The sequence below is a fragment of the Streptomyces sp. Inha503 genome (assembly GCF_047215865.1).
In the GTDB taxonomy this organism is placed as follows: Bacteria; Actinomycetota; Actinomycetes; order Streptomycetales; family Streptomycetaceae; genus Streptomyces; species Streptomyces lycopersici.
Genome location: NZ_CP178360.1, coordinates 504,285 through 518,774 on the forward strand (window position 1 = coordinate 504,285; position 14,490 = coordinate 518,774).

The 14,490-nt window shown below is 67.8% G+C and carries 12 protein-coding genes and 2 pseudogenes; 6 read left to right on the forward strand and 8 right to left on the reverse strand.

What is annotated here, in order from left to right; translation table 11 throughout:
• Position 1: 1 nt before the first annotated feature.
• Together ACJX2R_RS02265 and ACJX2R_RS02270 are read right to left on the reverse strand one after the other, a co-directional pair.
• Positions 2 to 1,021, reverse strand: a complete 1,020-nt coding sequence (locus ACJX2R_RS02265) for a carbohydrate ABC transporter permease (RefSeq protein ID WP_413098487.1) — start codon at positions 1,019 to 1,021, stop codon at positions 2 to 4.
• An 11-nt stretch (positions 1,022 to 1,032) separates the two neighbouring features.
• The gene (locus tag ACJX2R_RS02270) at positions 1,033 to 2,331 is read right to left on the reverse strand and encodes an extracellular solute-binding protein (protein WP_413098488.1); all 1,299 of its coding nucleotides are present in this window, start codon (positions 2,329 to 2,331) and stop codon (positions 1,033 to 1,035) included.
• A 224-nt stretch (positions 2,332 to 2,555) separates the two neighbouring features.
• On the opposite strand from ACJX2R_RS02270, the gene ACJX2R_RS02275 reads away from it, so the two are divergent.
• Together ACJX2R_RS02275 and ACJX2R_RS02280 are read left to right on the forward strand one after the other, a co-directional pair.
• On the forward strand, positions 2,556 to 3,653 hold the full coding sequence (locus ACJX2R_RS02275) for a LacI family DNA-binding transcriptional regulator (protein ID WP_413098489.1): 1,098 nt from the start codon (positions 2,556 to 2,558) through the stop codon (positions 3,651 to 3,653).
• Positions 3,654 to 4,026: 373 nt separating this feature from the next.
• Positions 4,027 to 4,244: pseudogene (locus ACJX2R_RS02280) on the forward strand (biotin/lipoyl-containing protein); the annotation flags it as partial.
• 112 nt (positions 4,245 to 4,356) lie between these two features.
• Here ACJX2R_RS02280 and ACJX2R_RS02285 read toward each other — a convergent pair.
• Positions 4,357 to 4,653, reverse strand: coding sequence for an ATP-binding protein (locus ACJX2R_RS02285; RefSeq protein WP_413105755.1), 297 nt, complete (start codon positions 4,651 to 4,653; stop codon positions 4,357 to 4,359).
• Between ACJX2R_RS02285 and ACJX2R_RS02290 the strand changes: the two genes are divergently transcribed.
• The 4 genes and pseudogenes from ACJX2R_RS02290 to ACJX2R_RS02305 form a co-directional block, all read left to right on the forward strand.
• Positions 4,585 to 4,752 (forward strand): hypothetical protein, encoded by a 168-nt coding sequence (locus ACJX2R_RS02290; protein WP_413106178.1) that lies wholly within the window; start codon positions 4,585 to 4,587, stop codon positions 4,750 to 4,752. The two genes, ACJX2R_RS02285 and ACJX2R_RS02290, sit on opposite strands and share 69 nt — an antisense overlap.
• 369 nt (positions 4,753 to 5,121) lie before the next feature.
• The gene (locus tag ACJX2R_RS02295; protein WP_413098490.1) at positions 5,122 to 5,814 is read left to right on the forward strand and encodes a FadR/GntR family transcriptional regulator; all 693 of its coding nucleotides are present in this window, start codon (positions 5,122 to 5,124) and stop codon (positions 5,812 to 5,814) included.
• Positions 5,811 to 7,121: an MFS transporter gene (locus ACJX2R_RS02300; RefSeq protein ID WP_413098491.1), complete on the forward strand. Its 1,311-nt coding sequence runs from the start codon at positions 5,811 to 5,813 to the stop codon at positions 7,119 to 7,121. The genes ACJX2R_RS02295 and ACJX2R_RS02300 overlap by 4 nt, the downstream gene beginning before the upstream one ends.
• 126 nt (positions 7,122 to 7,247) lie before the next feature.
• Positions 7,248 to 7,569 (forward strand): annotated as a pseudogene (locus ACJX2R_RS02305) (acyl-CoA dehydrogenase family protein); the annotation flags it as partial.
• A 493-nt stretch (positions 7,570 to 8,062) separates the two neighbouring features.
• On the opposite strand, the gene ACJX2R_RS02310 reads toward ACJX2R_RS02305, so the two are convergent.
• From ACJX2R_RS02310 to ACJX2R_RS02330, 5 genes are all read right to left on the reverse strand, one after another.
• A complete protein-coding gene (locus ACJX2R_RS02310) occupies positions 8,063 to 8,725 on the reverse strand; it encodes an adenylate kinase (RefSeq protein ID WP_413098492.1) in 663 nt (220 codons plus the stop codon).
• A gap of 470 nt (positions 8,726 to 9,195) precedes the next feature.
• Positions 9,196 to 11,538, reverse strand: coding sequence for a transketolase-like TK C-terminal-containing protein (locus tag ACJX2R_RS02315; RefSeq protein WP_413098493.1), 2,343 nt, complete (start codon positions 11,536 to 11,538; stop codon positions 9,196 to 9,198).
• A 169-nt stretch (positions 11,539 to 11,707) separates the two neighbouring features.
• On the reverse strand, positions 11,708 to 12,268 hold the full coding sequence (locus tag ACJX2R_RS02320) for an NUDIX domain-containing protein (RefSeq protein ID WP_413098494.1): 561 nt from the start codon (positions 12,266 to 12,268) through the stop codon (positions 11,708 to 11,710).
• 91 nt (positions 12,269 to 12,359) lie between these two features.
• Positions 12,360 to 13,925 carry an acyl--CoA ligase family protein gene (locus ACJX2R_RS02325; protein WP_413098495.1) on the reverse strand — a complete coding sequence of 522 codons (1,566 nt, stop codon included), beginning with the start codon at positions 13,923 to 13,925 and terminating at the stop codon, positions 12,360 to 12,362.
• Positions 13,922 to 14,263 (reverse strand): LLM class flavin-dependent oxidoreductase, encoded by a 342-nt coding sequence (locus ACJX2R_RS02330; RefSeq protein ID WP_413098496.1) that lies wholly within the window; start codon positions 14,261 to 14,263, stop codon positions 13,922 to 13,924. The genes ACJX2R_RS02325 and ACJX2R_RS02330 overlap by 4 nt, the downstream gene beginning before the upstream one ends.
• Between the last annotated feature and the right edge of the window lie 227 nt (positions 14,264 to 14,490).

The following is a 14,490-nucleotide window of genomic DNA, read 5'->3' on the forward strand; positions in this document are numbered from 1 at the left end:
ATCAGTCCCTCTCCATGACGCGCCGGGCGACGGTCGCGATGATGAGCACGCCGGTGACGAGAATCAGTCCGATGGCGGCCGCGGCATCCGGCTCGCCCTGCTCGATGCCTCGCTGGTACACCAGCAGCGCGGGGGTGAGCGAGGCGCCGCTCGGGCCGCCGCCGGTGAGCAGGAACGGCTCGGTGAAGATCTGCCCGGCGGTGATGATCGACAGCAGGACGACGAGCGAGGTGACGGGCCGGACGGCCGGCAGGGTGACGGCCCGGAACGCCTGCCAGCGCCCGGCTCCGTCGGTCAGTGCCGCCTCGTGCAGTTCCTTGGGCACGTTCTGTAGCGCGGCGAGGTAGAGCAGGATGTAGAACCCGAGCTGCTTCCAGGTGACGTAGACCGCGATGAGCGGCATCACCAGGTGCCTATTCGCCAGCCAGGACGGGTCCGGGGCCCAGGGGCCGAGGACGTTGTTGACGGCACCGGAGCCATTGAACAGAAACAGCCAGACCGCCAGCGTGGCGACCGAGGCCGTCACGTACGGCACGTAGTACGCCACCCGGAAGAAGCCGCGCCAGTGAGTCGCGGCATTCAGTGCCGACGCCAGCACGAGCGCCAGCACCACGGTCAGCGGAATGTTGATCGCCATGAACAACCCGAGGTTGGCGAAGGCGCGCCGGGTCTTCTCCTCGCCGAGGACCTCGGTGAAGTTGTCGAACCCGACGAACGGGTGCGGCACGGAGACGCCGGGCGCGGTGAAGAAGTAGTCGTGGAAGGCCATCCATACGCCGACCCCGAACGGGATGATGAACACGACCAGGACGTAGGCGGTGTACGGCGCGGTCAGGACGAGCCCGAGCGGGCTGTTGCCCAGCCAACGCTCGAGCCGCGAGGCGCGGGGCCGCCGACCCGGGATACGGGGTTCGGGTGCGGCTGCCGGGGGTGCGTGCCGGGTCGATGGCCGGGGACGCCGACCGCGGGGCGGATCACCTGCGGCCTGGGTCCCAGCGCGACTGTCGCGGAGTGATTTCACGGTGTGCCTCGTCAGTCGGCGGTCTGGTCGTCGATCTGCTGCGCGGCCTTGTCGAAAGTCGACTTCACATCGCCCTTCCCGGGCAGCACCGCGTCTTCCCAGGCTGTGCGGAACGTCTTCCACACCTCGGTCGAGCCAGCGATGTTCGGCACGTCCACCGCTCGCGGCACCGCGTCGGCGAAGGGCTGGTAGAAGGGATTGTCCTTGAGATAGCCGCCCGCGACGGCGGCCACGTCACTGCGGGTGGGGAACTGCCCCGTCCGCTCCAGCAGTGCCGCGTCGTTCTTCGCGCTCATCGAGAACTTGGTGAATTCCCAGGCGGTCTGCTTGTGCTTGCACGAGGTGAACAGGCCGACGTTCTTGGAGTCCGCGAACGTCGATGTCTTGTCCGCCGGTATTCCCGCGGCCGTGGGCAGCGGCACCACGCCGTACTTCACCTTGCCGTCGAACTGTCCCTTGCCCCACGGCCCGGCGATGCCCATGGCGGCCACCCCGTCGGCGAACGGGCCCGCCCACATGTCGCCGCTGTACGCCTCCGGGGACGAGTAGCCGTTGGCGTACATCTGCTGCCAGAAGCCGAGGGTCTGCCGTCCGGCCTTGGAAGTGAAGGTGGCCTTCTTGTCCTGCACCAGTTGCTTGCCGCCGGAGTTGGCCAGGTACAGCGGATAGAAGTCGAAGAGCGCATTGGTGTAGTCACTGGTCGCCGGCGGATACAAGGTGAACTTCGCCGCCTTGCTGCTCTTGATCTTCTTCGCCGCGGCCAGCACATCGTCGTACGTGCTCAGCTTCGGATTCTCGGCGTCCAGGCCGGCCTTTTTGAAGACGTCCTTGTTGTAATAGAGCATGAACGGATTGGTTTTCCACGGCACTTGATACAACTTGCCATCCGGGGAACGGAAGCCGTCCACGGCACCGCCGGAGCGCTTCTTGATGAAGGACTCGGCATCGCCGAAGGTGTCCGAGAGATTCACCAGGCCGCCCTGCTTCTGGAATGCGGCGACTGCCGCCGGAGCGGTGTTGTAGACGAGGCACGGGGTGTTGCCCGCGGTGATCGCGGCCCCGATGACGTCTTCGGTGGACTTGCCCGACGGCACCGCCTTGGCGGTGACCTTCTCCTTGGTGTGCTCGGCGTTCCAGGCAGCCACTGTGGCCTTGGCCCAGGCCTGCTCCTGCTCATTCGTCGAGTACCAGATGTCGATCGGTCCCGAGGTCGGCTTGCCGCCGCCGGTGTCGCCCGAACCGCAGGCGGACAATGGCAGGACAAGCGCCGCGGCGGCGGCCAGCACCGTAACACGCGGAAAACGCCTCATTGTGCCCAACTCCCTTCCATGCGGGTGATTGAGGGTCCGAAGCGACTCCCCTCTCGTCGCCGCCGACCCGCCCCGCCAGAATGATCACCGCGGGGTCACCCGCGTCATCAAACCGGTTTAATATCTAAGCGTCAAGGACGGGTGCGAAACGTTTCGGTAACCTGGGTGGCGCAGTTCTGCCACCCGGGAGCCGTACGTCCCGAATCAGTGGAAGGCGAGGCAGTATGGTGCGGGGCCAGGACAAAGCGGGTGGATCGGCGGGCGGCTCCCGCCAGGCGATGCCTCCGCCGTCACGCCGGAGCGGGGGCAGTCGGCCGACGATCGGTGATGTCGCCGCGCTGGCCCAGGTCTCCAAGGCGACGGTCTCCTTCGTCATCAACGACCGCCCCGGGGTCAGCCCGCGGGCGCGCCAGCGGGTCCTGGACGCGATCGACCAGCTGGGCTGGCAGCCCAACGCCGGCGCCCGGGCGCTCTCCACCAAGCGGTCCCAGACCCTCGGCCTGGTGATGCGCCGGCCGCCGGAACTGCTGAGTACCGACCCGTTCTTCCCGCAGTTCGTCGCCGGCATCGAGACCGGCCTCGCGCCGCTCGGCTACGCGCTCGTGCTACAAGTCGTCCCCGACGAGGAAACCGAACGGCAGGCGTATGAGCGGCTGGCCCGTGACGGTCGGGTCGACGGCGTGTTCCTCACCGATCTGCGCACCGACGACCCGCGGCCGGCATTCGTGACGGAGCTGGGTATCAGCGCACTGATCGTCGGACCGCCGCAGCACGGCGGCCAGGTGCCGGCCCTCGGGGTCGACGACGGCAGCGGGGTGCGGCGTGCGGTCAGCCATCTGCGCTCACTCGGCCACCGGTGGATCGGACACGTCTGCGGCGCCGCGGGGTTTGTGCACACCGAGGCCCGGTGCGACGCCTGGCGCGGTGCGCTGGCGGATGCCGACCTGCCCGAGATCCCACCCGTGGCCGCGGACTTCACCGGCGCGGCCGGCGCCCGGGCCACGCATCAGCTGCTGGACCTGGACCGGCCACCGACCGCCATCGTGTACGCCAACGACCTGATGGCCATCGCCGGGATCACCGCCGTGACCAGCCGCGGGCTGCGGGTCCCGGAGGACCTGTCGGTGGTGGGCTTCGACGACATCCCGCTGGCCGACTGCATCGCGCCACCGCTGACGACGGTGCGCCAGGATGTGCTGACCTGGGGGCGCGCCGCCGCGCAGGCGCTGGTTTCGCTCACCGAGGGAGGAGAGTTCCAGGCTGCCGAGCTCCCGCCGGTGGAATTCGTGGTGCGGGCGAGCACCGCGCCGCCGCGGACGTGAGTGTGGAGCCGCGAGCGGGGGCGGGCAGCAGGCTCTCAGCTTCGGCCGACCGGTCCCGTCGACGTACGCACTACGAGCGAGGCGGCCGGAACGGTCACATCGACCGCCTCGCTGCCATCGATGACGTACAGAAGTAGCCGGGCGGCCTCCTCGCCCGGCAGGATCGGCGCGGTCTACACCGTGGTCAGCAAACGCATCCCCCTGAGCTAACACTCAGTCACCACACCGCAAGGCAGGCGACGGAGCTCCAGCGAATCAAGGTGGCCGGAGTGACTCCCTGGATGCCGAGAAGCTCCATCAGTGCCCGGCAGGGCAGCACCTGTGCGAAAGAGCTGAACAGCTCGCACCGATCGGTGGCGTCGATCTGCGACCGCGGTCGGGGTCAGCCGCCTCCGGCGACACCCTGGCCTCCCCGATGCAGGGCACCATCGTCAAGGTCGCCGTGGCCGAGGGCGACCTCGTCGTGGTCCTGGAGGCCATGAAGATGGAGCAACCCATCAACGCCCACCGCGCGGGTACGGTCAGGGCCTCGCCGCCGAGGTCGACGCGTCCCTCACCTCGGGCGCGGTCATCTGCGAAATCAAGGAGTGACAGGAATTATCGCAGTGGCTCCGACCGCCTCCACCAGATGCAGGTGACACGTCTGGCGCGCGACCGCACGCTGCCGTGCGGGGTGGACGCCGGGGCCTGGTCAGGGCGTGGGCTATTGGATTTCCGCCCATCGAGTGGTTCCGCCTTGGTAGGTCGTGGTTCCGGAGCGGGCGGACAGTGCGGCGACGATGGCGCTCCCGCGGCCGCTCTCCTCGGGTAGCCGAGAAGAGCGGCCGCGGTGGGGCAGCAGCGCCGGGCCCGCGTCCGTGACCTCGATGCGGACAGCGCACGCAGCCCGGCCACCCTGCCGGGACAAGCACAGCGACGCAGGAGGAAGGGCGTGAACGACCGCATTGGTGATCAGTTCGGAGACGACCAGAAGCGCATCGTCCGCAAGGTCCGAGGGGATGCGCCACTGTTGCATAGCGCGGGCGGCGCATCGGCGGACGGCTGCAAGACCTTCTGGAATGTGAGGCAGAGGGAAGACCACATCTGTCCGAGCGGATGAGACTGTCTCAAGGCTGTTGCTGAGCTTCGCGGGCAGGTTGTGATTCATGGTGCTGTCCAGGGGGTGTTCCCGGTGGGGCGGGGGCCGGAGAGGAACGTCTCGGGCGCGGTACGGCGGCGCCGGGCCACCGGGGATCCGGCGGGGATGGCCCCTCAGCCATGACGATGACGTCCGTACCGACTCTTCCGTCGTTATTGACCGCTAACGTTATGGGTGATTCACATTCAACGTATGTCCTGGTATCAGCGGAGTCAAGAGATGGGCGAAAAGGAAAAAAGTTACGGACCGCTCACCGAGGCCGAGGCCGCCGAGACGGGTGGCGATCTACGTCACGGACAGATGTCAGACATTCGGTGTTAGGGTCGCCTTATGAAAGATCTTCGTGCGCCGCGCCGCGTCGCGAGCTTGTCGGCGCAACTGGTGGACACCCTTCGCGAGCAGATCACATCCGGCGCCTGGCCTGTAGGAATGCGGATTCCGCCCGAACATGATCTGGTCGAGCAACTCGGTGTCGGGCGCACGACGGTGCGCGAGGCGCTCGGCGCGCTGGTGCATCTGGGTCTGCTGGAGGCTCGGCAGGGTGACGGGACGTACGTCCGGACGTCGAGCGAAATGCACTCGGTACTGATGAGACGCGCCAACACCTCGAGGTGGAGCGACGTGCTGGAACTGCGCGCAGTACTGGAAGAGTACGCCTCGGGCTTGGCCGCGTTGCGGCGTACCGAAGACGACCTGAATCGCCTTCGGCACCTCCTCGACGAGGCCGAGGCGACAGCGGATTCACCGGAGATGGCCGCCATCGCGGAGATCGACACCCGCTTCCACCAGGCCGTGGTGAGTGCCAGTGGGAACACCCTTCTCACCGAGGTGTACGACGTCCTCAGCATCGCGGTCACCGAGCAGATCGGCGGCATGCCCTGGCCCAGCGCGACGGCCGCGCAGCACTGCCTTCTGCACAGGCGTCTCGTCGAGGCGATCGCCGCGCAAGACGAGGTCGGCGCACGCTACTGCGCCACCGAGATCGTGAAGCTCACCGAGACCGGAACGGAACGACAGAAGTGACCACCTTGAGGAACTCCCGCGCCGGCCTCACCACGGCTACGGAGGCCGACCGGATCGCAAGCCCGAAGACACCGGTTACTACGCCCGCCCTTTCGGCCGGCCTCTTGATCGCGATCCTTTTGGTGGCGGCCAACCTGCGCGTGACCTTGACGGGCGTGGGCACACTCCTGCCGGCCATCGAGCACGACACCGGGTTGACTGCGTCAGGGGGAGGCGTACTGAGCACCCTGCCGCTGTTTGTGTTCGCTGTGACTTCGCCCTTTGTCGGGCGCACCTCGCACCGGGTCGGCACCACCCGCCTCCTCGTGGCTGCCCTCGCAGTGCTGGCAGCGGGCACCGTGATCCGGTCCTTGCCTTCGCTTGCCTGTTTGTTCCTCGGAACCGTGATCCTCTCGGTGGCGATCGCAGTTGGCAACGTCCTGCTGCCTACGGTGATTCGCACCCACGTGCCCGGCCCGCGGGTTCATACCGTCAGCGCTCTCTACGTCACCGCCATGGGAGTGGTCGCCGCTCTGTCGTCCGGCATCTCCGTCCCGCTTGCCGAGGTCCTGCCCGGAACCTGGCATTCCGCCCTGGCCTGGGGCGTGGTCGTCGCCGTCGCCGCTCTCGCCGTGTGGTTGCCTCGGCTACGCGGCTCCCGCCCGGACGGCGGCGTGCGGTCTCGTGGGACACACGCTCGAACCCCATGGCGATCCTGGCTGGCGTGGCAGGTGTCCTTCTTCATGGGCCTGCAATCCCTTGCCTTCTACACCGCAGTCGCTTGGCTGCCCAGCATCCTCAGTCAGCAGGGCATGAGCACCACATCTGCCGGCTGGATGCTGTTCTACTACCAGCTCGTCGCATTGGTCACGAGCATGCTGCTGCCTTTGATCACTCGAGGCCGCCACGACCAGCGCTTCGCTGCCGCCGCGGGCTCAGCGATCGTCGCCGCAGGCTTCGCGCTCATGCTCCTCTTTCCAGCGCTCGCACTCGCGGCGTGCACTCTTCTCGGGTTGGGCGCCGGTGCCTGTCTCGTGCTCGCCCTGAGCTTCCAAAGCCAACGTGCCACTGGTCCCAGCGAGACCACAGCCCTGGCCGGGATGGCTCAGTCCATCGGCTATCTCGTCGCCGCGGCCGGACCCCTTCTTCTGGGCGTCCTCCACGACACCACCGGCAGCTGGACTGGTGCTCTCCTTCTCCTCACCGCATTGAGTCTGGTCATGGCCGCTGCCGGTTATGGCGCCGGACGCGACCGCCACGTTCGCACCCGGTCTGACCGCGAGACAGGCGAAACGGCAGTTCAGCAGGCGCCCACCTCCAGTCCGTGATGGCGAAGTACTCGAAGGAAGCGCGTCCTGGGAGGGTACTGATGATCAGATACCAGTGAGGGCGCGTTCGTAGCGCCACACCACCGACGTTTCGCAGGCATTAAGGGCAGGGACTTTACGGGTGAGTACGGCGGGGCGGGGGCGGTTGCCCTCGCCACCGTGATCGTGATCGAGGAGGTGGCGCGTGTCTGTGTCTCCTCGTCCCTGATCCCGACCGTGAATAAGCTGGGCTTTCTGCCCGTGATCCTCTCCGGCTCCGATGAGCTGAAGAAGCACTGCCTGACCCCGCTCGCCAAGGGCGACGGCATGTTCTCGTACTGCCTCTCCGAGCCCGATGCCGGCTCCGACGCAGCCGGCATGAAGACTCCGCATCCCCGCGAAACGCATGGTCGGTGAGGAGGGAACCGGCTTCGCCACGGCGATGAAGACACTGGACCACACCCGCATCTGCTTCGATCGCATCGGCATGGCAGCACAGGTCACCGTATGCCGCCCTCCGCCACTGCTCATGCTGTGCAGACCACGTTGCGGCGCGGATGTTTCTCCGGGCTGCCGCCCGCGGGGAGCCGGCAGGCCGCGACGGGCAACTGTGGTTCGAGGATGGCCTATTCTGCGTCCGTAGTGTCGGTGGGGTAGCGCCGCTAGCGCATGGCCGCTCCGGCCCGCCTCCGCCCAACACCGGGGCACCGGACGCGTTCCTCGGGTAGCGGCTCCACCCCGGCTTCGAGTGCGAACACACCCTTGCGGACGGTCCTCTCGCTGGCCCCGGCTATCTGCGCGACCAGGCGAACGCCGCCGTGGCCGAGCGCCGCGGTGGACGGCGAAGGCGCTGCGGCGCCTGGCTGCCGAACTCGTCCCGCAGGGCCATCGGGTGACCGCGCCCACGGTGGGTCGGCTGTTAGAAGGCGATCAGCATGTGGTGGTGGAAGACGTGCTGGCGGCTACTCGCCGTCGTCCTCGCGCTCGAGGGCTTCCAACGCCCGCCGCGTGACCTCGTCCACCGGGCCCAGGGAGGAGATCGTGACCGCCAGGCCCTGCGTCTTGTAGTACTCGATGATCGGCTCGGTCTGCGTGTAGTAGACCTCGAGCCGCTTGCGGACGGTCTCCTCGGAGTCGTCGTCGCGCTGGTAGAGCTCACCGCCGCAGACGTCGCACACGCCCTGCTTCTTCGGCGGGCTGTACGACACGTGGAACACGTGTGCCGACCGGCTGCGGCAGATGCGCCGGCCGGCGATGCGCTTGATGATCTCCCCCTCGGGGATTTCGAGGTCAAGAACCGCATCCAGCTTGATGGCCTCGGTCTTCAGTAGCTCGTCGAGCGCCTCGGCCTGCGAGACGTTGCGCGGGAAACCGTCGAGCAGGAAGCCGTTCTCGGCATCCGGCTGTTGCATGCGGTCCTTCGCCATCTCGATGGTGAGCTCGTCGGGGACGAGATTGCCGACGTCCATGGAGACCTTCGCGAGTTTCCCGAGCTCGGTCTGCCGGCTGATGTTGGCCCGGAACAGATCGCCCGTAGAGATGTGCGGGATCGACAGCTTCCCGGCGAGGCGTGTGGCCTGAGTGCCCTTACCAGCACCCGGCGGCCCGACGAGGACGATGCGCATCAGCGGAGGAACCCTTCGGCATTGCGCTGCTGGAGTTCATCGGCGACGGAGGCGCTTGCGGACGGCTTGGAGGCGACCTCGCCGATCCTGCCACCCACGGCCAGATGCCGACGACTGGCTGACGGTGCGGCCGGTCGGGGGACGGCCGGAGCCCCGGACCATTTTCGTTCGATTCCGCTCAGAGCCTTCATCACATGTCCAATCGTCTGGGTGGAGTGTCTGCTCGGCTCGCCATGGGAAGGGCGGACAGGTTGGTTGCGACCGTCCAGCGGCAGGGCGCGGCTCGTCAGGGCGGGTGCCGCGCCGTACCGCCGGACGGAGTGGGTGGGGAACTGTTGCCCCATGGCGGGTGGTGCGGGTCGGCTGCACCGGGACCGTCCGGCGGTACGTCTTTTCGGCAAGACAGGGGCGTGCCGCCGGACGGGGTATGAGAGGCGAATCCCCTGCACGCAGAGGCTCCGGGTGCTCGCTCAATCGATGAGGTCGAGGGCGATGGCGACGATGCTGTCCGTGTCGATGCCGTGGTAGCGGTAGACGTCCTCGATCGCCCCGGACTGGCCGAACCGGGTCACGCCGAGGGTGCTGACGGGAACGTTCTGGATCGTGCTCAGGAAAGCCAAGGTGTGGGGATGCCCGTCCAGGACGGTGACCAGCGGGGTGGCCCGGTCGAGGGGGAAGACCTGGTCGAGGATCCAGGCCGGGTCGTCCGACAGGCCGCGACGGGCCTGGAGCGCGCGGAAGAGTAGGTCCGGGCTGGTCACGCATACCACGTCGGCGTCGTGGCCGAGGGCGGCGAGCCGGTCGGCGGCGGCCAGGGCCTCCGGGACCAAAGCGCCCATCGCGGCGAGTGTCACCATGGGCGCCTCGTGCTGCCGCAGCCGGTAGGCCCCGGCGGTCACATGTCGGCGACGGCGTTCGCGAGCGGCCGGGTCGCTGGGCACCGCGGCTGTCGACTGGTCGATGGGTCGGGTCGACAGTCGCAGATAGGCCGACCTGCCCCCTGGACTGGCCAAGTTGCCGAGTGCGGCGAGCAGGCACCATTCGGTGTCGATCGCGAACGCCGGCTCATAGGTGACGCAGCCGGGCTGTTCAATGCCCAGCGAGGGGGTGGTGATCGACTGATGTGCGCCGCCTTCCGGGGCGAGGGTGACCCCGGAGGGGGTGCCGACCAGGATCGACTGGCCACCGGCATAGATGCCGAACGACCATGGCTCCAGTGCCCGGTTGACGAAGGGATCGTAGACGACGCCGATCGGCAGCAGCGGCTGGCCCCACCGACTCCAGGTGGCGCCCAGCTCGCCGAGGAGACCGACCAGGTTGGTCTCCGCGATGCCCAGCTCCACGTGCTGACCGGCCGGCTGCTCGCGCCAGTGCAGGATGGTCTCGGCGTCGTCGGCGAACCAGTCGGTGCGCTCGGTGGGCGACCACACGCCCACCTTGTTGAGCCAGCCGCCCAGGTTGGTGGTGGAGCTGACGTCCGGGCTGACGGTCACGATACGGGCGGCCGCCTCCGGCGCCCGCCGGGTGAGATCCAGCAGGACGCGGCCGAGAGCCTGCTGAGTGTTCCCGATGCCGGAAGGAGCCGGGCGCGCTAGGTCGGCGGGGACGGCAGGGGGCTCTTGGGGCGCCGGTTCGGAGCGGTGCAGTCGCTGGGCGGCCGCCGCGCACAGGGCCGCTTCCGCCGACCCCGCACCGAAACGCCTCCACGGGTCGTCGAGATCGGTTCCCAGGCGGTCGGCCAGTGCACTCATCTGGTCGGCCGTCAGGAGCGAGGAGTGGTTTTGCGGGTGGCCCTCGGTGGGGAGCCCGTAGCCCTTGACCGTGTAGGCGAAGATCACGGTCGGGCGGGTGTCGTCGACACCGGCGAACGCATCCGACAGCGCGCCGATGTCGTGGCCGCCCAGGTTGCGCAGTGCCGCCAGGAGCGAGGCGTCGTCCAGGGGGGCGATGAGGTCGGTGATCGGCCCGGCGGTCGAGCCGGTGCCGGGCAAGCGCTCACGCAGCTCGTCGGCGGAGCAGCGCAGCAGGCGCTGGTATTCGGGGTTGCCCATGGCATCGATACGAGCGCGCAGGGCCTCGCCGCCGGGCCGGGTGAACAACCCCTCCAGGAGATGCCCGTACTTGAGGGTGGTCACCTGCCAGCCGGCCGCGGCGAACATGCCCTGTAGCTTGTCCGCGGCGACGCCGGGTATGACTCGGTCGAGGGACTGCCGGTTGAGGTCGACCACCCACACCACTTCGCCCAGGCCCGGCACCATCGGATCCTGGATGGCCTCCCAGATCGCGCCTTCGTCCAGCTCGGCGTCGCCGAGCAGGGAGTACTGGCGCCCCCTCCCGGCACCGCCGAAGCGCCCCTCCACGTAGCGCCGGGCGAGAGCGCCCCACAGGGGAGCGGTGGCGCCGATACCGACCGAACCGGTGGAGTAGTCGACCGGGTCGGGGTCCTTGGAACGACTGGGGTAGCTTTGCAGGCCGCCGAAGGCGCGCAGGGTGGTCAGATAGGACTCGTCCAGCTCGCCCAGCAAGTAGTTGATCGCATGCAACACCGGTGAGGCATGAGGCTTGACCGACACCCGGTCCTCGGCAGTCAGTGCATGGAACCACAGCGCCGTCATGATCGAGGTCATCGAGGCGCTGGACGCCTGGTGACCGCCCACCTTCAGCCCCGAAGGGTTCGGCCGCACCCGGTTGGCGTGATCGATGATCGCGGTGGACAGCCACAGCACGCGCTGTTCGACCGACTCCAGCGCAACAAGCTCCTCCGCCTCGGCAGGACCGCCGTTGCCGCCCGACGGCCTTAGTTCCGTCACCATCACAGACCACCTCCGCATTCGGCACCATGCCTCAGGTATTTCGCGTTCTGCTCCGCCAGAAGGCGGATAACTCCGCGACTGCACAGGATGTGCCTTTAAGATCGAGTATTCCGCTTGAATTCGGGCCACCTGATCGGTTGCCCTGGGCGCTGGACCGGTCGCACCGGCCTTAAGACGCGGCCCTTTCACGTGCCTTGGCTGACGGCAGAGAGTCGACTGCTCGCAGGACATCTGTCAGCCATGCGACCTGCCCGTCGAACTGTGACAGCTTCCAGGGCCGTACCCACCGGTATGTCTTGTGCTCCCAGTTGAGAGTGAGCCGGCGTTGACTGGTGCAGGCCAAAAAAGTGTGCACGGTCCAGTCCGGCCCGCCACGAGGGTCAGCGAGACGCAGCGTCGGGCCCGCGGTCAGCTGCTCCAGAGCGCGGGCGGGGAGCAGAGTCTCCTCCCAGATCTCCTGGACGGCTTGCCGTACCGGGTCGCTGTCAGCGTCCAGATATCCGGTGATGCAGTGCCACAAGCCTGCGTCATGCTGGACAGATCCACTGCGCTTGAACAACCCGATGCGCCCTCGCCACATGAGGATGACGGCGACTACCTGCCGCAGGCCCTGAGACCTGGGGCGACCGGACGCATTCAGGGGCTGTGCCCTTTGTGAAGCCTGGAAGACCACCCCGCGACCACCGCCTTCGGTACTGACACCCGGGGAGGACCCGACGCGCTTTTTCATCTGGTGCCTCCTTCATGCGATGGCCTCGTGAAAGCACGAGGTTTGACACGCTCTGAGACAACCTCGCGTGCCGCCGGTCCGTTCACGTCGTTCACCGGATGCGGCTCTCGCTCCCGGCCCATGCCTTGTCCCGCAACACGAACTTCTGGATCTTTCCGGTGGAGGTCTTCGGCAACTCGGTGAACGTGACCGTCTTCGGCGCTTTGAACCGGGCCAGCCTGCCCTTCACATGCTCGATGATCTCCGCCTCGGTGGCCGTAGCGCCTTCCCGCAGGCTCACATAGGCGGCAGGGACCTCACCCCAGTGCTCGTCCGGCACCGCGATCACCGCCGCCTCCAGTACCGCCGGATGGTCCATGATCGCCTGCTCCACCTCGACCGACGCGATGTTCTCCCCACCCGAGATGATCACGTCCTTCGAGCGGTCACGCAGCTCCACGTACCCGTCGGGGTGAAGGACGCCGATGTCCCCGGTCCGGAACCATCCGTCCGGCACCGCTGCCAGGGTGGCCTCCGGGTCGTCGAGGTAGCCGAGCATGAGGTTGTTGCCCCGCAACGCGATCTGCCCCGTGGTGACACCGTCCGCGGGGACGTCCGTGCCGTCGTCCGCAATCACCCGCGGCACACACGAGATCATGTTCCCGACACCCTGGCGCGCCTTGAGCCGCGCTTGTGCCGCGGCGTCGCGGTCGTTCCACTCCGGGCGCCAGTCGCACAGCATCGCTGGGCCGTAAGTCTCGGTCAGCCCGTACAGGTGCGTGACCTCGAACCCCAGCGCCGCCATCCGCCGCAGGATCGCCGGCGACGGCGGCGCCCCACCGGTGGCGATCCGCACCGTGCGGCCCAGGGGGGCGGCCTCTTGGGCGTAGGCGATCATCGACAGCACCGTCGGCGCCCCGTTGAGGTGCGTGACGCCCTCCTCCCGGAGCAGTCGCCAGACCTCCTCCGGACTCACCTTCGGCAGACAGACGTGTGTCCCAGCCGCCGCGGTCACCGCCCACGGGAACGTCCATCCGTTGCAGTGGAACATCGGCAGCGTCCACAGGTGCACGCTCGACGGAGTCAGTCCGGTGTGTCCCACCATCGCCACGGCCTGGAGGAACGCGCCCCGGTGGTGGTACATCACGCCCTTCGGGCGGCCCGTGGTCCCCGAGGTGTAGTTGATCGACAGCAGGGCCCGTTCGTCGGTCGGGGTCAGATGCAGCGGCTCCGCCACGGCCAGCAGATCCTCGTATTCCCGCCCCGCCCTGATTCGGTGCGGTGAGGCGTCCAGCCGGGCGAGGGCCTCGTCCACCAATGCGTCGAACGACGGGTCGTGGATCAGCACGGACACCTTGGAGTGCTCCAGGATGTAGGCGACCTCGCCCGCCGACAGCCGGGTGTTCACCGCGACCAGCGGCACGCCCGCCCACGGCACCCCGTAGTGCGCCTCCAGCGACATATGCGTGTTCGGTGCCAGCACCGCCACCGGACGTCCCCCGGCCAACGAGGCCAACCCGCCCGCCAACCGCTGACACCGATCACGCAGCTCCGCATAGGTCCACCGGGACCGCCCATCCACCACTGCGACTCGATCCCCATGCGACGCCGCAGCACGATCCAGATACGACGTCGGGGTCAACGGCTCGAAGGACAAGGAGCCCAGGTCGCGGGTCATCGCACCGCTCCGTGTACCAGGAAGGGGGCGTCGAGGAAGGCGCGGCGGATGAGTTCGACGCCTTCTCGCCACTGGGACTTGTTCTCGGATGGGTCGACTTCGAAGGCGCGCAGGGCGAGGGTGGTGTTGCCGCGTCCGGTGCCGAGTTCGACGCGGCCGTTGGAGAGGATGTCCTCGGTCGCGACGCGCTCGGCCACACGCAGTGCGTGGTCGGAACTGCCGAAGGCGTCGAAGCCGACGCGCTCTGCGAGCAGTACCTCCTCGACCAGTTCCCGGTAGCGGTGCTCATGCGTAAGCCCGACCGGGGTGTCCCCCTCAGACATGAGGATGAAGTCCATACCGACCCTTCCTGCGAATGTTATTCGGCGATAACGTAAGGCGTAGCCCAACCCAGGTCAAGGCCATTAGAGAGAGTGAATGCGTTACCAATCGATAACAACAAGGTCCAGCGAGCGCACACGGAGGCAGTGACCAGCGCAACCCCGGTCGCGTCGCCGACCGAGAGCCGCACAGTGAGGCCACAGAACGGCCTGGGGTCCTCCCTGGTTACCGTGTACTAACGCCT